We start from the raw sequence: 22150 nt of genomic DNA on the forward strand, positions 1-22150 counted from the left end.
GATACAGCAGCATGTAGGTGTTCCTGACGTTCGGCCGGGAAAAGGAGGGAAGTCGGCGTGAAAAGAAAACGCAGTTTGATCGCTGTACAACTGTCGTCGCAGCGGAAGAGCATGGTCTTGCTGGGATTCGCTTCACTTGCCTTGGGTGCGGCGATAATCAGCCAAGCCGCGCTGCTGTCCGCAACGGTGAATCGGTTATTTGTCATGAAGGCCACACTGTCATCCATCGGAGTTATGCTAGGCGCATTGCTGGTCGTTATGTTGGTACGCACGTTATTAGGGTATATGAACGGGCGTATCGGCTTGAAGATGGCTGCACATGTCAAGAAAGCTATGCGAAGTGAGCTGTTGCACAAGCTGGTTAATGATTCGTTGCCCACTGCACGCGGTGGACAGACCGGAAGCAAAGTGAGCGTGATGCTGGATGCCGTCGATGAGGCGGACAGTTATTTCAGCCAATATCTGCCCCGCATGATAGAAGCGGCCATTATTCCGTTAATGATAGCAGTCGCAGTTTTCACCCAGCATTATCCATCGGGGTTGATTCTGTTGGTCACGGCCCCGTTTATTCCGATATTTATGGTGCTGGTAGGATTAAAGACGAAGAAAAAGTCAGAGGAGAAATTCGATCAATTGGCCGAGTTCTCCGGCACGTTTCTGGATTCGCTTCAGGGACTCGTCACGTTGAAGCTCTACGGCAGAGTTCGCCATCAAGAGCAAGCGATCAAGCAAAGCAGTCTTGCCTTCAGAGATGCCACTATGGGTATTCTGCGGATAGCCTTTACGAACACCTTCATGCTGGAATTGATCGTGATGCTTAGTATTGGGCTTGTGTCGCTTGAGCTAGCGATCCAGCTTCTTGTTTACAAATCAATGTCCTTTGACACGGCCTTTTTTGTTTTGCTGCTTGTTCCTGAGTTTTTCAGTCTATTAAAAAATACGGGAGTAGCGTTTCATAGCGGACGAACCAGCATGGGAGCGGTTCGAAAAGTGGAAGACCTGCTAGAAACATCGAATGAAGACAAACGAGACCGAAATACAATGGACGCAGCGGACAAGCTTGATGTTGATCGGATGACGACTCACCCGATGCCGCCATCCATCGAGCTGAAGCATGTGCGATTCCGTTATGGAGCGGGCTCATTCGAGCTAGCTGCCGATTCGTTCACTATAGCGCCGGGCCAGAAGTTGGCGATTGTAGGCAAGAGCGGCTCAGGCAAAACTACGATGCTGCATCTCATTGCCGGCTTGCTTCGTCCACTATCGGGCGAGGTATTGGTGAATGGCCAACCCATCACAAATGATGGAGATGCTTATTGGTCCGAACGAGTGAGCTATATCACCCAGCACCCCTATCTATTCGCCGGAACAATAGCTGACAATATCGCCATCGGTACTAAACGGGCCGTGACCCGCTCCGAGATCGAGCAGGCGGCTGCATCGGCTGGACTATCGACATTGATTAGTGAGCTGGAGAAGGGCTGTGATACGCTGGTTGGCGAAGGCGGCAGGGGATTGTCCGGCGGCGAGCGACAGAGGCTAGCGCTGGCTAGAGCATTCTTGAACCGGCCCGCGATTATCTTGTTTGATGAACCGACTGTCGGATTGGACCTGCAAACCGAAAGAGTGCTGCAACGATCGATTGGTGAGCTGGCGAAACAGGCGACGATGATTACGGTAGCGCATCGCCTGTATACGATACGCGATGCTGATCGCATCGTCTTTCTGGAAAACGGCGTGCTGCTGGATAGCGGCCGGCATGAAGAGCTTGTCAGCCGCTTGCCGCAGTATGCGGAGATGGTGGATATTCAGCGAAAGGGGAGACTCGGATGAGCGAACTAGCGGTCTGGACGAAAGCGATGATGCGGGAGCGGAAAGATATTGCCATAGCCATCGCAGGCGGATTCGTAGCTGGAATAGGGGGCGTGAGCCTCTTCTCCGCTAGCGGATATCTCATCTCGAAGACGGTTTTTGCCCCGCCGCTCTATACCTTGATTGTATTAATATCTATCGTGAAGATGCTGGGATTGCTTCGGGCGCTTAGTCGCTATGCGGAGCGGTTGTATACCCATCGAGCGACGTTCTCGATTCTGAGCCGCTTGCGTACAGCTTTTTTTGCCAGGCTGGTTCCGTTGGCGCCCGGAATTCAACGTACTAACAGAAGCGGAGACCTTCTGGCACGCATTGTTGGGGATGTGGAGAGCTTGCAGCATTATTTTTTGCGAGTCGCTTATCCGCCTTTGGTGCTGGTAATGGTATTTTTGGCCACTATCGTATTTACTTCCTTCTATTCGATTTGGATCGCATGCCTGTTCGTACTGGGTATGCTCATAACGGCTTTTGTTATTCCAGCTGTCGTCATGCATGGATTGCGCAGCATTCGCGGCCGCGTGCGCCTTCAACGCGCTGCGCTATCGACTGAATTGACCGAGATGCTGTACGGCTTTCTGGAATTGAAGGTGTACGGACGGCTGGAGCAGCGAGAGCAACAACTGCTTCATTCTTCGGCAGTCTTAGCCGACAAACAGCAAGCTTCCGGGTCACATCTGCTGTATGGGCAAGCTATTCATGCATGTATGACCTTCTTTATTTCCTGGAGTGTGCTCGTTCTGGGCGGGTATTTGATCAGCCATAACTTGATGGATGGTGTGTTTCTGGCCATGCTTGTTATGGCTGCTCTCACCGTATTCGAGGAAGCTGCGGCGATGGCGACTCTCCCCGCCTATAAGCAAGATAGCGAGCATGCGGCCCAGAGACTCGTGGAGACCGTTCAAGCTGACGGGAAGCAGCCCCTGCAGCCGGCGGGGACTCTATCTGGGCTCCATGCACCTGCTATCGAGTGTTCCGATGTATCCTTTCAATATGCGGATGAATGGAGGCCGGCTTTGCGAGATTTTCACCTGCGCATCCCGTCCGGTTCGAAGATAGCGATTGTCGGGCCTAGCGGAGCAGGGAAAACGACGGTTCTCGAATTGTTGCTGAAGCTGTATTCGCCAACCCAAGGCCACATTCGGATGAATAATATTCCGCTGGAGGAATTGGATGAAGCAAGCATCTGGCAGTCGGCAGCCGTTGTGCTGCAACATAACCATTTCTTTCGAGGCACGATCCGGGACAATCTGCTGTTGAGCGGTACTCTGTATACCGATGAAGCATTGCTGACCGTAATGGATCATGTACAACTTCCGTATAAAACATTGGATGATGCAGTGTATGAAAAAGGTGAAAATTTGTCCGATGGAGAAAAGCAGCGTCTTGCCTTGGCAAGAGCTATGCTGAAGGGCGGGCGGTTATGGCTTCTTGACGAGCCGACCTCATCGCTGGATGTCGTTACGGAACAGCACATTTATAAGCAGCTGTTCGAACAAGCGGCTGACGATACGCTTATCCTCATATGCCACCGGCTAAACGGTCTGGAGACGATGGATCAGATCGTCGTCATGGATCAGGGGACGATAGTCGAAGCAGGCACGTTCACGGAGCTGATGGATAGACAAGGCTATTTCTACGAAATGAAGCAAATTGAACATCAATTGATAGGCGAAGGCGGATAAAAGCTTGCTCAGAGCAAAATAAGCTTGATCGACTATCGAGGTTGATCGATATAGCTATCTACCAGATCTACTACCCAATTGCTCTGTCAATGAAGAATAGCTATGATAGCATTAACGTCTATTTGTTCTGTCGCGGTATGGACAAGCTGAAGAAGATGGCTGTCGAAGCCGATGGCAATCGGAGCGTTGGTTGACGGAGCTGCTTCAGATAGCGAAAAGCAAGTTCAAATGGGCAATACGTATAGCTGGAGGAACAACTTTGAAATTAGTAATGAACGCTTCTCCTTATCGGTTGGAGCAAGGCTGCGAACTTGGATTTGGCCCAAGTGCATATGATCGGATGGCGGAGGTCATACTGGCTTTTCACGAGCAAGGTCAAGATATTCTATTCTCTTACACAAACTGGGACAGCGAGCTGGATCCGCATAAAGCGCACATGATTGAAGAAGCTGCCCGCAATTTCCACAGTGATGCCGTGTCAGATCCAGAGCTGGAGATCAGTCAGCGAGTGAAGGAAGTGCTTCTGAATCATTATGCGCCTGAACGCGATCCGAATCATAACTCGGTCTTGATGGACCAACTGTTCGCCTACTTCAGAGAAGTACCCTATGACGAGTTGAATGAAGAGCTGCTGCAAAAGATAGGCAGTGCCGTACACAGCATGCAAACGGTCTATACGCTTGAGGACTGCAAGGAGGATACGCAAGCCTTTGTAAAAAGCCGCTTGGTTGATACGAATACGACGTGGCTGCTTCCTTACGAGCGGCCTGGCTATTTGAAGAATATCATGTGGTACAGGGTTAATACGAAGGAAGAGATTCTACAATCCTTTGAGCTGAATGATTGGTGGTTCTCATGCGTCATCGTAAATCCGCATACGCCTGTCGGCCAATATGCGTTTTTCCTCAATTACACCGAGGAGCACGGGGAAGAACGGGATGGTATGGTGCTTTATATTTCGACCAACACACCGGATTACTTCAAAGAAAGCATAGTTCCGCGACTGAAGATCGTGCTTGGAGATAGCCTTGAAATAGTGGAATAGTCTTTGTTGGTACCGGATAGAACGGAATAATCAAGGAGCAGCTGCTGCGCCAGCTGCTCCTTTTCTATTGGAACGGAGAGAGGCTAGCATAAGGGCATCTAATCTTCCTGGAGCTAAAATAGGATTGACGTGCAGACAACAGCGTTGTTATACTCTCCTTAAAAGTAATTATTACGAAGAAGGAGGCGGTTGTAGCGTCAACGTCTACCTGGAAAATTAATGCAACGTTTATCATTGTAATAGGGCTTATCATTGTCATTGCTGTGAATCCCGAGATGTTGAGCACGGAAGTACTGGCTAATGTACAAGGAATGAACACGTTCAAGACGATGCTGATCAGCATTGTGCTTGAAGCGATGCCGTTCCTATTGCTTGGAGTCGTGGTGTCGTCGCTGATGCAGGTGTATATTCCTGAACAATGGATTAAGCGGTTCATTCCGAAAAATCCGATATTGGGCGTGCTGGTCGCGAGCTTCTTAGGCATTTTGTTCCCTGTATGTGAATGCGGGCTCATACCGGTCGTGAGGAGATTGATTGCGAAGGGTATGCCGCTGTACGCGGGAGTTGCCTTTTTCCTGGCCGGTCCGATTGTGAATCCCGTTGTCTACTCCGCTACATTCGTGGCGTTCCGGACGAATCCGGAAATGGTGTATGCACGTATGGGACTTGCTATTGCAGTCTCAGCCTGTATAGGCCTTATCATTTATCTGTTCGTCAAACGAAATCCTCTTAAGGATGCACGGGACGCGGTGCATGCTCATCATACGCACGGGGGCGCTCACTCCACAAAGAAGAAACATAAGCTCCAAGAGGCGATTCAGCATGGAGGCGGAGAGTTTTTTGACATGGGCAAGTATCTGATACTGGGCTCCTTTATTACAGCCTTGATCCAAGCGTTTATTCCGCGCTCCGAATTAATAGACATCGGTCAAGGCGAATATACATCCCATCTCTTTATGATTGGCTTTGCCTACATACTTTCCCTTTGTTCCACAGCGGATGCTTTTGTCGCGGCTTCATTTATGAGCACCTTCTCCGCCACTTCACTTCTTACCTTCCTGGTGTTCGGGCCTATGATAGATTTGAAAGGAACGCTAATGCTGCTTTCCGCATTCAAAGCCAGATTTGTCATCCTATTGATTGTGCTTGTCGCCATCATGGTTCCGGTGGGCGCTTTAGCCGTTGGCAAGTTTTATTTTTAAAGGGGAAGAGGGGATGAGCCGACATGCATGAGCATAAGAGTATGGGTATTCATTATTTGATTCGAGCTGGTATTCTGGCAGGCTTCGCTTTTTATGTTGTTAAACTGGTCAAGATCGATAAGCTGCAATACTACATTGTGCCTAAGATGATTCCGTACGTAAAGGTTACATCGATCGTGCTGTTTCTATTGGCAGTCTATTATATCTATTTGGCATTGCAGAGCACGCATCAGGGTGATGAATCGACGGAATGTGACTGCGGACATGCCCCTTCCGCCTCGATCAGCAAAAATATTATGATGTACGGGGTATTCATCGTGCCTCTCCTCATGGGCTTCATGCTGCCTGACAAGATTATGGGCAGTGAAGTGGCTGCTGTGAAAGGAATGAATCTTAATGTAAGCAGTATTCAAACGCCAATCATGCCGACTGCGCCGCCACTGGCGGACGATAGGGAAGATGGCGTGCAAGACGATTCATTTGTTGCCATCATTAAGGAAAATTCTCTTATTCCCGAGGATCGGTTGGCTACGATCGAGGATCAGCTGCGGGAAAATGATACCGGGAGCTCCGATCAGATGGAAGAGGCATTGTCCTCGGAGGACAAACTTGATGCCTTGTTCCCAACCGATGAATATACGGAGGAGTATGGGGATTTAGGGAAACAGCTGTATCCTAAAGATCGGATAACGGTAACGGAAGAGGGATTTCTGGAAATTATTACGGTCATCGATCTCTATCGTCAGCATTTCATAGGAAAGAAGCTGGAGATTAGCGGTTTTGTATATCGCGAGGACAAGATGGCTTCTAATCAATTCGTCATCTCGCGTATGGCCATGACATGCTGTGCCGCTGATTCCATGCCTTACGGCATACTGGTGGAATCAAGCAGGGCGGCTAGCTACGCTGAAGATTCCTGGATGAAGCTAACAGGGATAATCGGCGTGACGGAATACGATGGTGTAGAAATCATTAGCTTGGAAGCTCAAAAGATCGAAATGATGGAAGCTCCGAAGGACCCGTATGTCTACCCGTATTTTGGTGATTTTGCTGATCTCGTTCAAGAATGATGAGATGTGATGGAGAGGAATGTCATCAAGCGCTGCAGCGATAACGGGACAAGAGAGAAACAAGCAGTATGAGCCGCGTGTAGAGCAGCATTGAAGGCTGGCATCGATCGATGATGCCAGCCTTTTGGTATGCCGCGATAATGAGACATTCGCGCTTCGAATCGTAGAGAGGGAAAGATTGTAAAGCGGTCGAATGACATAGGTGAAATTCAAAATATAGTCAGGAGGCAATGCCGATGATGATTAGTTCAAAACTGAAGATCCCGCTTACAGGCAGAACGTTAGTACCCAGGCCGAGGCTGATGCGTAAGCTTGATGAGGGGCTGCATGCCAAGCTGACGCTCGTCTCTGCGCCGGCTGGTTATGGCAAGACAACGGCTTTAAGCGACTGGGTGAAGCAGAGCAGCGCGCTTGCGGCATGGATATCGCTCGATAAGCTGGATAATGACTGGAGCCAATTCTGGAGCTGTATGATCACATCTATTGGAAGTGCCATTCCAGGCTTCGGCCATTCGATTTCCTTCCTTCCGGAGAAAGAGACGGCTGAATCCTATGAGACAGCGATGTGGTCACTGCTGGGGGAGATGAATCAAATAGCCGACGAGTTGGTTATAATCCTGGACGACTTTCATTTCATAGAACTGCCTGTTATCCAAGAGTCGTTCAGATACTTGCTGGATCAGCTGCCCCGTCATATTCACTTCTATATCGCAAGCAGGAGGGATCTCGCGATACCGACCGCCCGTTTGCTGGCCCAAGGAGCTTTCCACCCTGTGACGATGCAGGATTTGCGCTTTGAATTGGACGAAGGAATGATGTATTTCAGGGATACCGCCGATCTATCGCTAACCAAAGAGCAGGTGACGGAGCTATGCCAGCAGACAGAAGGGTGGGTGAGCGGGCTGCAGCTCGCTGCTATCAGGCTAAGAAGGAGCGCTAACATCGCGGAGTCCATCCGTCAATTTACTGGTCAGCAGGAACAGATAGCGGATTACTTGTTAGAAGAGGTTTTCCGGCATCTGGCCGCGCCGCTGCGCGAATTTCTGCTGAAGACGTCCATACTGAGCCGAATGAACGCATCCTTGTGCCACGCTGTAACCGGTCACATGAACAGTCAAGATCACTTGGAGAGGCTTGAGCATCTGAAGCTGTTTATAATCCCGCTCGATGAGCAGCGGAGCTGGTACCGTTATCACCATATGTTTGCCGAATTTCTGCAGCGGATGGCAGCCAGAACGAATCCGGAACAGAGGCAGCAAGCTCATGTCTGCGCGGCGAATTGGCTGGAGGAACATGCGCATGACGAGGAAGCGGTGGAGCATTACATTAAAGGAGGGAGAGCAGAAGACGCTGTCCGGTTGATCGAAAAAAATCTGTCCGAGTTTATCCATACCAAAAGCTCCGTGTTAATGAATTGGATCGCCGCATTGCCCGCAAGGTCGTACACGGACAAGCCCATGATTGAAATGTTTTATATTTCCGTCCAGTTAACCGGAGGGGAATGGAGCAGCGCCCTTCAACGAGCCGAGCAAGCCCATATCCGATATCTAGCGCGTCAGGGTCAATGGCCAGAGGCGGAGTGGAAAATAATCATGGGCAATATCTATTTCTTTTGCGGGATTCTCTCTTATTTGCAAAGGGACTTGCTGCGAACGTCGATGTATTTTGAACGATTAGATGAATATTTTTTGGAGGAGAATCATGGAGGCTATTTTCATACGATGGGGCGAACGCGGTATCAAGGCGAAGATAAGTTTAATGACCTGCTGACGTTGAATCACGACCTTCAGGCCATAGAGCCCTTTCTTCTGAGATGGTTGAAGGCTTGGGAAGATAAGGAGTATTTCCCCTTTATCGGGTACCTCTATGTTACTTACTGTAAATTATTATATGAGTGGGATCGTCTTGAAGAAGCGGAGCAGTACCTAGCCCAAGCAATGCAGCGGGCGGACTTGCCGTCATACGTACAGATATGGGTTCAATTAATATGCATCTCTGCACGGCTTCAACTGAAGCTGGGACATCCGGGGCAGGCATCAAAGCAGCTGTTGCAATTGAAATATACGATTGAATCTCCTGATTACGAATTAATAATGTGCAAAATCGAAGCCGAGCAAGCTAATCTGGCTCTGTGCCAAGGGTCTTATGATGTTGCCCTGGATTGGGCAGAAGAGTGCGGACTGGCGCCGACGGACAGGGTGTCGATGAATCGAATGTCAGAGTATCTCATTCTAGCCAGGGTGCTTGCGGCAGGCGGACGGTCGGAGGAAGCAATTAGCTTGCTTGAGAAGCTATATCGTGTTATCGATAAGGATAACCGCCTGCGAGAGCGCATCCGGGTGTTGATTGTCCAGTGTATCGCGCATCATTATTCAGGTCAGGCAGAGACCGCTTTGGTCAAATTAGGCACCGCGCTGCAATTGGCCGAATCTGGGCGATATATTCGCAGTTTTGCAGACGAAGGTCCAGTGATGGCCGAGCTACTGTCTTTATACTTAAAGAAGCAGCTGGACGGCAAGCTGCCTCAGGTCACACTGGCTTATATCAAGCAGCTCCTGCATGCACTTCATAGCTCCAAGCAAGACGAAGCTTGGCTAAAGGGTGTACTGACCGGGCAAGAAATAAAGGTATTGCAATTGATCAAGGACGGGTTGTTGAACAAGGAAATCGCTCATAAGCTGAACATTACAACTGAAACAGTAAAGTTTCATTTGAAGAATATATATAGAAAGCTGGGCGCGCATAACCGGGTGCAGGCTGTTCAGCTCGCCAATCAATGGCTTAACCGGGCAAACGCCACTTTGGAGTAACCCCAAGCTGCTAATAAGATGCCCCACGTTATGCCCCCCTAAATTTTTTGTTCAAACCTCCCCGTTCGGGGAGTTCATCCGAGATTGATCATCCTTTAAAGTAGAGCTTGCAGATATGGAATGGCCTGTCCGCTAACTCAGATGAACAACGACCATGTTATGCGAATAAATTCGGTGGAATAACAAGGAGGAAAGCTGATGTTAGTCGAACAGCAAGCCGCAAATGAAAGCCAGACGCCCGTTGAGTTCATCACCTTGCGTGAGCAGTACCAGCTCGAATTAATTAAGGAGTACTACGATGCCTATTACTGGAGACCGCGTCTCCAAGCCGATGAATACCGGATCGGCCACGTCTGTATCAATCAGACGGACAAAATGCCGACAAAGGAGGATCTGTTAGGGTTGTCGGCAGCTCCCCTGGTTGTGCGCAATGCGGGGATGAGCGAGGTCTTGCAGCCACCGACGAGCTGGAAGCGGCTATTCCCGCCGCAAGAAAATGGGCCTTTAAAGAAAGGTCAGCTATGCCTCTACCGACCGCAATCCAGCGAGCACTTCGTCGCACTTAGCGATGTAGCTGCAATCTTCGATGGGACGAACGAAACGAAATTCAACCCGGACCCGCATTTCCGCTGCGTCCACAAGGCATTGGTGCGGCATTCCGAGATCATGTCAAGCGAGATCTGGAAGGATAACGAGAGCACCTGGAACATTCAAGGCAGCGGGTTCTTTATGTGGGCCCCGACCGAGGAGTTCCCGGATGATCTTCGCCCGTATGTCTTGAATTCGGGATCCATTATGAGCAACCTGCAGCTGGTGGATCTGGTCAGCACGCCATCCCGCGAGATAGAGCTGGTTCCGCAATATTTGATCCGAAGCAACTTCAACAATGAGTCCGACCAGAAGGTCATCCATACCTTTGAGGCAACCCGCACAAAGAGCAATTCGGTCAGCGGCACCTGGCAGAGAACGGATGCTACACAGGTCGGGCTGAAATTTGGGCTGGAGGTTGAATTTGTCTTAAAGCTAAAAGCCGGACTCATCGCCGAAATGGAGCAGTCTACGAAGTATTCCTTCGAAAACTCGATTATCAAAACAGAAACGCATTCCGTAGGCGGCGGAACGACAGAGCTTCAGTCGACTACCTTCAGACAACTTTGCACGGTTGATGTCCCGCCTCAGGTCAATGTAGAGGTTAGCGCAGTCATCTACAAGGCCAAATACGATGTCACTTATACGGGTAAACTTCTATTGAACTCGAACGCTCCGGGCGCCGAGCCGATCGAAATTATTGTTACAGGCACCTTCGCTCATCAGATTGATACGGAAGAGACCTGGTGGGAAGTGACAAACGGAGAGTTCGTCGAGAAGAAGACGCTAGCGGTATAAATGACGGAGCTAACGCGTGTGCAGTCATCATTCACTGGATGGATCGTAATCAAGTAAATCGAATACAGCCCTCATCTGAATGCAGGACGAGGGCTGTTTGACGATTGTTATGAACTTATAATAAAAAGCAATTGAAAAGAAATCTAGCAGCCGAACTTCATGCTATAATAATTGTCGTAGGAAAGCAGTCTACTTCAGCCATCTAGGAGGTTATGTAATGGGAGCAGATAGTCCGGTAACAATAACAGTGGAAGCAATCGTCCCTTCTTCAGTCGAGCGTATATGGAGCTATTGGACAGAGCCGGAGCATATTAAGCAGTGGAATAAGGCTTCGGACGACTGGCATACGCCCTACGCCGAAAATGATCTAAGAGCCGGCGGTAAATTTGTTTCCAGAATGGAAGCAAAGGACGGCAGCTTCGGATTTGATTTTGGCGGCGTCTATGACGAAGTGAATGTCAACGAGAGTATCTCCTATACGCTTGGCGATGGCAGACAAGTGAAGATTGTGTTCACTCGTGAAGGAAATGACACTAAGGTCATTGAAACCTTCGAAGCGGAAGCAACCAATTCCGTAGAGATGCAGCAAGCCGGGTGGCAGGCGATCCTGGATCAATTCAAAAAATATGTAGAAACAGCTGAACAACAGTAAATACCTGTTGCAGCCCGAGCGCATGCCGACAATGGCATGCGCTTTACTTATTTGTGCGGAGCGAATTAGCGTCATACGATCGATGGGATAGTTTTCCTATAATCATCCTTCACCGCCCCCAAATGCTAGAATGAATACGGATAGGGGGAGTCATCAATATGGATTTGAATACAGAGCGATTAAGCATTAGCAAGTTTCGTTTAGAAGACTGGCGTGTTGTTCTAGCCTATACGTCCGACCGTCATGTGATGGAATATATGCCTGACGGCATATTTCAGGAACAGGATGCGAAGGCTTTTGTGAAGCAGAACATGGGTGAGCATGCAGAGAAATTCGCCGTCCGACTAAAGGAGAGGGATGTGCTGATCGGCCATATGGTTTTTCATAAATGGTATGGCGAGAATACGTATGAGATTGGCTGGGTGTTCCATCCGAATTATCACAATAATGGGTTTGCGACCGAGGCTGCCAAAGCGGTGGTCAACTATGCATTCGTGGTATTGAACGCCCATCGCGTCATCGCGACTTGCCAGCCGGAGAATATTCCGTCATATCGCATTATGGAGAAGATTGGAATGCGAAGGGAAGCTCACTTTAGAAAGTGTATCCCTGCTCATTACAAGACGGGTGGAGGATGGTGGGATGAGTATTTTTACGCGATCTTAGCAGAAGAATGGAAGGCGGAGTTTTGAGACTCTAAGGATTAGATGGCAGGCGGTCAACAAGACCGGCTGCCTTTTAATTGTGGTTTGAGAATGGCCTTATAGTGTGGAATAATGATTAGGAGTGGAATATTGGTAGAATTCGGATGGTATTAGATATAAATATACGGTTTGAATCGTAAAATATTTGAAGCGAATGACTATGGAATTAGAGAGGAGTGATACCTAATGAATGTTGATAACAGGCTTATCGCTGTTGTGACAGGAGCTACCGGAGGAATGGGCAGGGAAACGGCAGCGCTGCTCGCGGCGAAGCATGGAATGAAGGTCTTCCTTATGGGACGGAACCGGGAGAAGGGAATGGAGGCTGTCCGATATGTGAACGATCGCAGCGGACGGGAAGACGCACAATTCATATATTGCGATCTGGCTTCACTTGCCAGCATAAAGACAACGGCAGAAGTGTTGGCTGCAGCATGCGAGCGAATCGATGTGCTCGTCAACAATGCAGGCGTCGTAACGATTCGAAGAGAGGAAACGGAGGATGGCTTCGAGCGGCAGCTTGGCGTCAACCACCTGGGACATTTTGTTCTGACGGGACGACTCCTTCCTTTGCTTGCGAAAAGCGAGGCAGGACGGATTGTCGTTGTGTCCTCCGGCGCGCATAAAATCGGACAAATGGATTATGACGATCCGCAGTTGTCCAAGCGATTCACGGTTTGGGGAGCTTACGGACGCTCCAAGATGGCCAATATTTGGTTTACAAAAGAGCTGGCACGCCGTTTGGCGCGTACGTCGATTACGGTCAATGCACTTCATCCTGGCGCAGTGTCTACGGATATTGGCGTCAACCGGAACACCGGCTTTGGTACTTTGGTGCATCGTGTGCTCCGTCCGTTCTTTCTGTCACCAGAGCAAGGATCGGCTACCGCAGTCTACCTGGCGACATCTTCCGATATTCATCGGACTAGCGGAGGGTACTACTATAAGCAAAAGCTTGCGCCAGTTACGACACGCGCAGGTGATGCAGAGCAAGCCAGCCGCTTCTGGAGCTGGAGCGAGAAAGTGACTGGCTTTCATTGGCCGGAGCTATAAAGCATGTTGGGGAAGAAGCCGCAGGAAAGTACGCGGCTTTTTTTCTGTAGGATTCAGCCTTAAGTGAGGTCCTGCAACCCTTAGGTGTGCGTTAACGTCAAGAAATAGAGCCGAATTTTGACGGTTAATATACAAGGCTGAACAAGAGAGGGTGTATCGTCGTTCGACTAAAATGGATGGTTGTGTTTATCTGTATTCTGGTTCTGCTGGCGGGTTGTGGCCAAGATGCGTCCACTGCTGGTGTACTAACAGGTCAGGAGCCGCCAAAAGCGGATATACGGGTCGATGGCCAATTGCATGAGACGAAGCTTGGCAGCTATTGCTGGACAGCAAGATGTGTAGATACAATTGGAGCAGACGAGCAATTGAAAGGTGAAGAGCCGGTAAAAGTATCTCATGGAGCTAAGGTAGAATTTGTAATGGACTATAAGCCGTTGCCCAATAAGTTCAACGTTTTGCAAATGAAGGAAGACGGGAAGCACACAGAGCTACATGTAGCGGATCATTCTTTTCAAGCTCCTATCGAAAAGGGCGTCTATTATTACTCCTTTGGTGTATGGTGGATGGACTCTACTCGCGAGAATGTAGTGCATGGCGATGCTTTTTATCATTTTGTACTGGAAGTGGCATAGAGGACGGAATGATGTCCTATTCTCTGCCCTCATTGTTGCTTTTTTTATGTTTAAGATATTGACTGAGAGCTAGGGGATCGCCAATCCGTTCTTTGTTGGAAGAATACGATTGAATAATGAAAAATATGTAACTTGTCGTGTAATTGTTACGTTATAGGATAGGGAAAGCAGGCTGAATTCAATACTTATGTAAGGAGTGAGAAATTGAGAGGGTTCGTGTTATTGTTCGCAATCTTAATGCTTAGCGGATGTGTAAGACCAGGTGGAGATGAGCCGGAGCAAACCGTAATGATTGACAAGCCCGATGTTGTTATTATCGGTTCTGAGATTGAGGGGGCGTATTTGGCTCGTTCCGCCAAGGATGAAGGATTATCCGTAGTCATCCTGGATCCTAGAGAGAAAGCAGGCGGCCAGCTGCTGCAAGGTCAGATGTTATATTTGGACGAGCCGACGGACGATGCTAACAAAACCCTTCTGCAGGGAAAGGTTGAACATTTATTCACCGAGTTCAAAAAAGGGAATATACGTAAAATCGAAGATTTTGAGGCGTATTATGATACCTTGTTATCAGGCATACCTATCGAATCCGGGATTGAAATTGTAGCGATCGAAACCGATCAAAGCGGCACAGACAAACAAGCTTTGAAGAAGTTGATTTATACAAATAATGCTGGAGAAGAGAAGACCGTGGAAGCGAAGTATTGGGTGGAAAACACGGATTTTACATACTTGTCCGGTCAATTATCGAAGGATAGAATACCGGGCGTTGAAACAATATTTAATGCGGACAAAAAGGAATATATGGCCTCATCTCTCATCATGAAGTTCAAAGGGGTCGATTGGGACACCTTCCAAAAATCCGTAATGGGAATGGACCAAGCCTCCAGGGAGGAACAATTCGGCTCAACGACTCATGTAACGAATACCTTTACGTGGGGATTTGGCAACGTGGGCAGCAGATACACTTCAAGCCGGGATGACATTTTTTTGCGCGGGCTGAACATTTTGAATCAAAAAGACGGCGAAGCTTTAATTAATGCATTGCTGATCTATGATGTCGATCCGTCCAACCCGGAGCGGGTTGAAGAAGCTGTTGCGTTAGGCAAGGCGGAGACGGATCGAATACTGCCTCACTTGCAGAAGGAATTGCCCGGATGGGAGCATGCTGAGATCAACGGATACCCGGACTATCTGTATATTCGAGATTATGACCGGTATGAGACGGACTATGTGATTTCGGCGACAGATATGTTTTCGGGAACCATGTTCGGGGACAATGTGAGTATCGGCGGGTATGCGCTAGACATACAAGGGATCAAAACAGATCCTTGGGGCAGAGGGCTTGGAAAACCGGATAAGTACGGCATGCCGTTAAGATCGTTTATATTGAAAGACTACTCCAATGTACTGGTTGCCGGAAAAAATGTAGGGGCCACTGCTGCAGCCTACGGCAGCGCGCGTATTCAGCCGAATACTTCGCTTGCCGGTGAGGTCATCGGCATCATTCTGGGCCAGATTGATGGGAAGAAGCAACTGGTTGATTTGACAGAAGACGACATGAAGGAACTGCATGCTTATATTAAGAAAAAATATAAGATTGAGCTAAAGGGGGAGAACGCAACGAATAAGCTTGTCAATTTTACTGAGGATGAGCTTGCTCTGATTGATAAGGGTCAATTGCAAATAAAGAAGTAGCGTAAGGTCGTCATTAGCATGAAGGGATGAAGCGCAACATTTTTTCACCCGCTGCGTTTAGTACAGTAGCAATAATCATCATATATAGATGGAGCAGGTGAAATATATGAAACAATCAGCTGTGAAGCTTCTTCTGGCAGCATCGCTTACCTTCGGTACGACCATAACTGTCTTGCCGTCAGAGATGCATGCGGCCACTATTGCAGATATCAACCTAAACAATGCAACTGATGCGATTGAGCGTGCCCATTCGTTGAATCTCATTCCTAAAGGAGCAAGGGCCACAGTCAAGCAAAACGACGATAAGTGGTACGTCACCTTCCAGAAGGATGAGAAGGATGAAGGAGGCAACCCATTTCACACGGGTCATGCTGTCCTGTATGCGAAGGATGGGCGTGTGGCTAAATATGCAGTAAGCCTGAGATCGAGCTTTAGAGGCGAGCCTGGCGATAATCCTGATGATGAAAGCAAATTGAACTATTCGATCAATGAAGTAAACACGATCGCAATGGAGTTTATCGAACAGCAAGACTGGAAGCTGGAGGATAGCTGGATGTTCAATCCGTATCCTCTCGCCGAAAACAATACGAAATTCGATTCCAAACGATTCCATAGTGTCCGCTTTGATCGTGCTCATGATGAGATCCGCGATGCATGGGATGGGGCAAGCGTTACGGTAGACCGCCGGACCGGTGAAGTTAACGCCTACTACGTGGATTGGGAAGAGCGCACTTACACACCGGAACTAGCAAGCGAGGCAACGCCAATCAGTCTGAATGAAGCAGGTACGCGCTTCTACGATGAGATCGAGCCCTTTCTCATGTGGCAAGGCATTAAGGATCCGGAGCAGCCGCAGCTGGTGTATGCGCTTAACCAGCAATACATCATGGCAATCGACGGCACGTTTCCTAAGGAATATCAATGGGAGAACCCTTCCTTTGAAGAGAAAATAAAACCCGGTTATTCCAGCTGGACCGCAAAAAAACGACTGCTAAGCATGTATGATCTCAACCTGGAATATATAGATGGCAAGCTTGCTTACCGGCTTAGACTCAAACCGGAAATCACGTATTTCATGGACGGCTGGCATCCGACGATTGACGCCCATTCGGGGAAATGGCTTAATTTCTTGAACGAACCGATCGAGACGACGTTTCCTCCCGCCGGAGATTGGCTAATCCATGCTGCGCCGATAGATAAAATCGGGTATGATGCCGCAATGGTATGGAATAATGAGCTGCTTCGCCTGGAGAACGAGCCATTTATACAAAAGAGCCATACGCTTGTTCCATTCCGTGAGCTGCTGGAGAAGCTGGACGCCAAGATCAAGTGGGATTCCGAAGCACGGAAAGTTTCCGCCAGCAAGGGAGGCACCACAATTGTGCTGACAGTGGATTCCGAAACGGCCTATATGAATGGCAAAGCCATTAAACTGGAAGAACCTGCTCGTTTGAAAAAGGGACGCACGTATATACCGGCCCGGATCGTGCTCGAGGCATTCGGAGCAAAGGTTAACTGGGATCGGGATGCCAGATTCATCCTGGTCACAACCGAAGATTCGCTGCCGCAGTTATCCCCGGCAGAGCTGAAGCGTTACCGCTTCCAGGCGCAGCTTAACTGGGAGAACAAGGCGGCCCAGCAGGATTGAAGTGTGCGTGGCTCATCATACCCAGCAACCCTAAAAAAGTGCGCGAGCGATTTCCTTTAGGAAATCGTTTTTTTTAAAAATTCGCTCGAATTTTGACTAGTTTTGCATGAGACAGACTTCGACAGAAACATTTTCCTCAGTCATGTCGTTAAAGAGATATTCGCTGGCTCGCATCCCGTTACGGAAAAATAGACGTTCCAGCAAAAAAACATGGGAGGACTGCAATTATGAGGAAAATCGCTCTTGCAATGCTTGCATTAACATTACTGCTCGGATTGGCTATTCCGGACGCGGGAGCGTCGTCGCTCACGACGGAGGAGAAATTCCAGGTATTGAAGCAGAAAGGAATTATGACCGGGTTCGAGGACGGATCATCCCGACTCAATGAGTCCATGTCGCGTGAACAATTCGCTACGGTGCTCTATAAGCTGCTTGAATTGCCTCAATCCAATTCCACGCCAAGCTTCGTGGATGTGCTGAAGACGCGCTGGTCGTACACGGCGATACAAGCGGTACGAGGTGCTAATCTAATGGTCGGGAAAGGAAATAACAAATTTGCGCCAACTGCTCCGGTGAAGGTCGAGGAGCTGGCCGCCATCCTGCTGAAAGTAAATAATACTCCATCAAACTCGAATATTTCGTTTACGGGCAAGGTATCCGCCTGGGCCAAAGGAGCGGTTGGAACCGCACTTAGCAAGGGCTGGATCGAACCTCGGAATGACTATACCGTCAACGCTACGCGTGCTGTGCTTGTAGATGCGGCCTATGCGGTATATTCTGGCTGGGATACCGCGCTTGATGTGAGATCGGTAGAGGCGGTAGACATTCAACTGGTACGAGTCAACCTGAAAACAAGGATCGATTCGGTGGATACTAACAGATTCTCGCTTCGCGATGATCGCGGCAACAATGTGGCAATCGCATACGCAACAGTGGCAGGAGACGGTTATTCCGTGCTGCTCACAACAGGTTATCAGGCAGAGAACCGCACTCATTATCTCACCATCGACGGCAAGTCATGGACCTTTGCTTCTACAAAGTCAGATTCGACGAAACCGACGATTACCGGATTTGAACGGTTAGGTGCTCGGGTGTATGTCCTGTCCTTCTCTGAGCAGGTGGATTCAGCCTCTGCGACGAATACCAATAACTACTCCTTCTCCGGTGGGCTCAGAATTACATCTCTGCAGCTGTCATCAGATAAGAGACAGGTGACGCTGACCACTTCAAGCCAGACGAACAATACCAAGTACTGGCTGACCGTTAAGAACATCAAGGATCTCGCCGGCAATACGATGAATACCCGCTCAGATTTGTCGGTCGTTGGCAATGATGATGGGACTAAGCCGACTATCGTAGAATCGGAATTCAGGGTCAATACAGATGCGTCCTTGACCATTAAATTCAGCGAGCCGGTGAAAAAAGATGTTGCTGTACAGACGGGACGTTACAGCATTAGCGGCCTGTCGATTGTATCCGCAAGTCTGGACACCGAGGGACGCACGGTTACGCTTCGGACCTCCGCCCAAAAGGACAAAACCGTTTACAGCCTAACCGTATCCGGCATTCCCGATCTGGCAGGCAATGTGATGGATACGAAAACAGGGCTTCTATTTGGCGGCATATCCAATCCTGTACTGCCGGTTAAGCTTCAGAGCATTGCGGCAATTAACGAGAACACGATCGAGATCTCATTTGACAGAGATATCAGCGACGCAGATGTTAGCTCGTTAGGGGCAGCCATTCTGAAGGATAATGGCAGCAACATCAATAATAACGGATGGAGCAAATATGCTGTACGCAAGGCCGGGACGAATCGTGTGGTGACTGTCCAATTCCGTACCGGAAATGATCCGAACCCGAACTTGTTCCAAGCAGGTCATGTCTATACAGCAAGGGTAACGGGGGTAACCTCGCTTCTTGCGCAGGACGGCGCGAATGAAACAACGTTTGCAGGAACGGTAACGGTTAACGATCTTCCTTACGCGAAGCAAGTCGTTGTATTGAACCGTTCAACCATAAAAGTGTTGTTCAGCGAGCCCGTGAAAAATGTGAATGCACAGTCCTTCACGTTGAAGGAACGTGACGGAGATGCCGTTGCCATATCGGGCGACGACCTGAACAACACGAACGCTGTCGTCACCGAAGTAACGCTGAAGCTGTCCAAGGAATTAACCTCAGGCAAGGTATATGAACTCGGGTTCAAAGCGGGCATTACCGACGCAGCAGGCTTCAACGGATGGAAGACGAAAAACGGCAACGAGGATATCAATATTTTGTTCACAGGGTCATAATAAGCTTCTAGAAAATAGGCATGGAAAACAACAAACAGCAGCCATCTTAAAGATCGGCTGCTGTTTGTTATTGCTGAGATCTGCCCGACAGCCAGTAGCAGGGTCTAAAACAAAGGGAATGATCATAGGATACAAACTGTTGTTACTAAATTTGGGAGGGATTAGGAATGAACAAAAAATGGGTTGTCACCTTATTAAGCGCAGTTATGTTATTGGCTTCATTTACTTACGTTTTTGCGGCTACACACACCTCTACCGCAACGGTGACTGGTGGATCTTCACCCATGACCAAGAGCGGGTCCAAGATTACGGGGGGACATAAATATGCTAAACTCACTTGCACGGGCAGCGGATCTGCGGTGGCAGGAATGTGTGTGGTCATGCAGGGGACGACAACCGTTGTAACGGAAGTGGTGGATACAGCCAATAAAACAAAAACGAATGACGTCTATCTTGCCGGGGGCAAAGAGTATCATGTCGTCGTCAGCTATGTGGATGAATATACGAATACAGGCGCTACTGTGAAAGGTACATTGACTTACACCGATTAATCTCGCGGAGCCCGATCTTGAGCGTTAAGGATTGAAACATCAATCTAGTTGAAAAAACCAGTCGTCAGTAAACCATCGACGACTGGTCATTTCGTTTCGTATGAGATTATCCCTCTTCCAAGAACGTTTCAATCCGATTCTTAATGGCATCCCGGACATTCCGGAATTGCTTCATAATCTCTTCGTCAGTACCAGTTGCCTTGGCAGGATCATCAAATCCCCAATGCCACTTGGCGACATTCGGATTGGAGATAACTGGACAGTGTTCATCAGCATGGCCGCAAAGTGTGATCACATATTGAGCGCGATTCAGCACTTCAGGGTCAATTACATCCGACGAGTGGTTGCTAATGTCGACACCGGCTTCTTTCATAACCTGTACAGCTCTAGGATTCAAACCGTGAGCCTCAAGCCCCGCGCTTTTCACCTCATAGTGATCACTGCCGAGAGCCTTCAAAAAACCATCGGCGATTTGGCTTCTGCAAGAGTTTCCTGTACATAAGAAGTATACGAGTTTCTTTTCCATCCTAATGACGCTCCTTTTATTGTTATTGGATCCAGCTCAGCCACAGGTAGAGTCCGGCCAGTGTCATAAATAAAACAGGAAGAGTTAAGACGATACCTGTTTTAAAGTAGTATCCCCAGGTGATTTTTACCCCTTTTTTCGAGAGAACATGGAGCCAAAGCAAGGTAGCGAGTGATCCGATTGGCGTCATTTTTGGACCAAGGTCTGAGCCGATCACATTCGCGTAGATGAGTGCTTCGCGAAGGATACCTGTCGTATCCGTTCCTTGAATCGCCAGCGCATCTATCATGACGGTAGGCATGTTATTCATAACAGAGGAGAGAAGGGCTGCGATAAATCCCGTTCCCATGGCAGCCATGAATAATCCTTGATCCGCGGTCCATTGAAATACCTTGCCCAACTGATCGGTCAGTCCCGCGTTACGTAGTCCGTAGACCACGACATACATGCCCATGGAGAACATAACGACCGACCATGGAGCGCCTTTGATAATAGAGCCGGTTTTAATTGCTGTACTCTTGCGGGAAGCAACTATAAAGAGGATGGCTGCAGCACCTGCCACAATGGAAACCGGAATATGAACAAATTCACTAAGAAGGTAAGCGATTAAAAGTATGGCTAAGATGAACCATGAAAGCTTAAACATGCGAGGGTCTTTAATCGCTTCTTTTGGTTGCCTTAACTGAGTCAGGTCATAACTTTTTGGTATGCTTTTGCGGAATAATAGGAACAGAACGAGTAAGCTTGCTCCAACGGAAAACATAGTAGGGACCATCATTCGAGAAGCGTATTCAACAAATCCGATGGCGAAAAAATCAGATGATACAATGTTAACTAAGTTGCTGACGACAAACGGCAGAGAAGCTGTATCAGATATAAATCCACTCGCCATTATAAATGGAAGGATCATCCGATCATCGAACTTCAAGGCTCTAACCATGGCAAGAACGATAGGGGTTAGAATCAGAGCAGCACCGTCATTGGCAAAGAATGCTGCAACCGCCGCTCCCAGAAGGACCACATAAGTAAACATCAGATAGCCGTTGCCTCTTGCAAATCGTGCCATATGCAGGGCTGACCATTCGAAGAACCCGATTTCGTCTAAGATCAGAGAGATTAGAATAACCGCTACGAACGCTAGTGTTGCATTCCAGACAATGGACGCCACATCCATGACATCCTGGAAATTCACAACGCCAACGAATAAAGTGAGCAATGCACCTCCGACGGCTGAATAGCCAATATTCAGTCCCTTCGGCTGCCAGATAACCAATGCTAATGTGATGATGAAGATTACTGAAGCGAGTACGGGCATCAAGTTCGTTTGT

The 22150-nt window shown here is 48.6% G+C and carries 17 protein-coding genes; 15 read left to right on the plus strand and 2 right to left on the minus strand.

The features are described from left to right. The first annotated feature begins 57 nt into the window (after positions 1–57). The 15 genes from cydD to D3P07_RS17855 all read left to right on the plus strand — a co-directional run bounded on the left by cydD (position 58) and on the right by D3P07_RS17855 (position 20296). Positions 58–1833, plus strand: a complete 1776-nt coding sequence (gene cydD, locus D3P07_RS17785; protein ID WP_119801585.1) for a thiol reductant ABC exporter subunit CydD — start codon at positions 58–60, stop codon at positions 1831–1833. After that, a complete protein-coding gene (gene cydC, locus D3P07_RS17790) occupies positions 1830–3554 on the plus strand; it encodes a thiol reductant ABC exporter subunit CydC (RefSeq protein WP_119801586.1) in 1725 nt (574 codons plus the stop codon). Before cydD ends, cydC begins: the two co-directional genes overlap by 4 nt. A gap of 259 nt (positions 3555–3813) precedes the next feature. Continuing rightward, entirely contained in the window at positions 3814–4599 is a 786-nt protein-coding gene (locus D3P07_RS17795) for a hypothetical protein (RefSeq protein ID WP_147384536.1), read from the plus strand. A 275-nt stretch (positions 4600–4874) separates the two neighbouring features. Next, complete coding sequence (locus D3P07_RS17800) at positions 4875–5801, plus strand: permease (protein ID WP_119801588.1); 927 nt, start codon at positions 4875–4877, stop codon at positions 5799–5801. 23 nt (positions 5802–5824) lie between these two features. Then, on the plus strand, positions 5825–6871 hold the full coding sequence (locus D3P07_RS17805) for a TIGR03943 family putative permease subunit (protein WP_119801589.1): 1047 nt from the start codon (positions 5825–5827) through the stop codon (positions 6869–6871). 236 nt (positions 6872–7107) lie between these two features. Continuing rightward, positions 7108–9681, plus strand: a complete 2574-nt coding sequence (locus D3P07_RS17810) for a winged helix-turn-helix domain-containing protein (protein ID WP_182914376.1) — start codon at positions 7108–7110, stop codon at positions 9679–9681. 198 nt (positions 9682–9879) lie between these two features. Then, positions 9880–11067, plus strand: coding sequence for a hypothetical protein (locus D3P07_RS17815; RefSeq protein ID WP_119801591.1), 1188 nt, complete (start codon positions 9880–9882; stop codon positions 11065–11067). 217 nt (positions 11068–11284) lie between these two features. Then, positions 11285–11719, plus strand: a complete 435-nt coding sequence (locus tag D3P07_RS17820) for an SRPBCC family protein (protein ID WP_119801592.1) — start codon at positions 11285–11287, stop codon at positions 11717–11719. 158 nt (positions 11720–11877) lie between these two features. After that, positions 11878–12411, plus strand: coding sequence for a GNAT family N-acetyltransferase (locus D3P07_RS17825; protein ID WP_119801593.1), 534 nt, complete (start codon positions 11878–11880; stop codon positions 12409–12411). A gap of 198 nt (positions 12412–12609) precedes the next feature. Beyond that, positions 12610–13476, plus strand: a complete 867-nt coding sequence (locus D3P07_RS17830) for an SDR family oxidoreductase (protein WP_119801594.1) — start codon at positions 12610–12612, stop codon at positions 13474–13476. Positions 13477–13652: 176 nt separating this feature from the next. Then, positions 13653–14108 carry a hypothetical protein gene (locus tag D3P07_RS17835; RefSeq protein WP_259391564.1) on the plus strand — a complete coding sequence of 152 codons (456 nt, stop codon included), beginning with the start codon at positions 13653–13655 and terminating at the stop codon, positions 14106–14108. A 204-nt stretch (positions 14109–14312) separates the two neighbouring features. Then, on the plus strand, positions 14313–15803 hold the full coding sequence (locus D3P07_RS17840; protein ID WP_259391565.1) for an FAD-dependent oxidoreductase: 1491 nt from the start codon (positions 14313–14315) through the stop codon (positions 15801–15803). A gap of 106 nt (positions 15804–15909) precedes the next feature. Beyond that, positions 15910–17451 (plus strand): stalk domain-containing protein, encoded by a 1542-nt coding sequence (locus tag D3P07_RS17845; protein WP_182914377.1) that lies wholly within the window; start codon positions 15910–15912, stop codon positions 17449–17451. A 227-nt stretch (positions 17452–17678) separates the two neighbouring features. After that, the gene (locus D3P07_RS17850; protein ID WP_119801596.1) at positions 17679–19745 is read left to right on the plus strand and encodes an Ig-like domain-containing protein; all 2067 of its coding nucleotides are present in this window, start codon (positions 17679–17681) and stop codon (positions 19743–19745) included. A gap of 167 nt (positions 19746–19912) precedes the next feature. Then, positions 19913–20296, plus strand: a complete 384-nt coding sequence (locus D3P07_RS17855; protein WP_147384537.1) for a hypothetical protein — start codon at positions 19913–19915, stop codon at positions 20294–20296. A gap of 106 nt (positions 20297–20402) precedes the next feature. Here the strand turns inward: D3P07_RS17855 and arsC are convergent, their stop codons facing one another. Both arsC and D3P07_RS17865 read right to left on the minus strand, forming a co-directional pair. Next, complete coding sequence (gene arsC, locus D3P07_RS17860; RefSeq protein ID WP_119801598.1) at positions 20403–20822, minus strand: arsenate reductase (thioredoxin); 420 nt, start codon at positions 20820–20822, stop codon at positions 20403–20405. Between the two features lie 22 nt (positions 20823–20844). Beyond that, positions 20845–22137 (minus strand): arsenic transporter, encoded by a 1293-nt coding sequence (locus D3P07_RS17865; protein ID WP_119801599.1) that lies wholly within the window; start codon positions 22135–22137, stop codon positions 20845–20847. Positions 22138–22150 lie beyond the last annotated feature (13 nt).

It is taken from the genome of Paenibacillus sp. 1011MAR3C5, from assembly GCF_003591485.1.
In the GTDB taxonomy this organism is placed as follows: domain Bacteria; phylum Bacillota; class Bacilli; order Paenibacillales; family Paenibacillaceae; genus Pristimantibacillus.

Coding starts and splice junctions, on each gene's coding strand:
- D3P07_RS17845 (WP_182914377.1), top strand. CDS start 15,910: ATGAAACAATCAGCTGTGAAGCTTCTTCTGGCAGCATCGCTTACCTTC.
- D3P07_RS17820 (WP_119801592.1), top strand. CDS start 11,285: ATGGGAGCAGATAGTCCGGTAACAATAACAGTGGAAGCAATCGTCCCT.
- D3P07_RS17810 (WP_182914376.1), top strand. CDS start 7,108: ATGATGATTAGTTCAAAACTGAAGATCCCGCTTACAGGCAGAACGTTA.
- D3P07_RS17850 (WP_119801596.1), top strand. CDS start 17,679: ATGAGGAAAATCGCTCTTGCAATGCTTGCATTAACATTACTGCTCGGA.
- D3P07_RS17825 (WP_119801593.1), top strand. CDS start 11,878: ATGGATTTGAATACAGAGCGATTAAGCATTAGCAAGTTTCGTTTAGAA.
- D3P07_RS17855 (WP_147384537.1), top strand. CDS start 19,913: ATGAACAAAAAATGGGTTGTCACCTTATTAAGCGCAGTTATGTTATTG.
- D3P07_RS17805 (WP_119801589.1), top strand. CDS start 5,825: ATGCATGAGCATAAGAGTATGGGTATTCATTATTTGATTCGAGCTGGT.
- D3P07_RS17815 (WP_119801591.1), top strand. CDS start 9,880: ATGTTAGTCGAACAGCAAGCCGCAAATGAAAGCCAGACGCCCGTTGAG.
- D3P07_RS17835 (WP_259391564.1), top strand. CDS start 13,653: ATGGTTGTGTTTATCTGTATTCTGGTTCTGCTGGCGGGTTGTGGCCAA.
- cydC (WP_119801586.1), top strand. CDS start 1,830: ATGAGCGAACTAGCGGTCTGGACGAAAGCGATGATGCGGGAGCGGAAA.
- D3P07_RS17800 (WP_119801588.1), top strand. CDS start 4,875: ATGTTGAGCACGGAAGTACTGGCTAATGTACAAGGAATGAACACGTTC.
- D3P07_RS17830 (WP_119801594.1), top strand. CDS start 12,610: ATGAATGTTGATAACAGGCTTATCGCTGTTGTGACAGGAGCTACCGGA.
- arsC (WP_119801598.1), bottom strand. CDS start 20,822: ATGGAAAAGAAACTCGTATACTTCTTATGTACAGGAAACTCTTGCAGA.
- D3P07_RS17865 (WP_119801599.1), bottom strand. CDS start 22,137: ATGCCCGTACTCGCTTCAGTAATCTTCATCATCACATTAGCATTGGTT.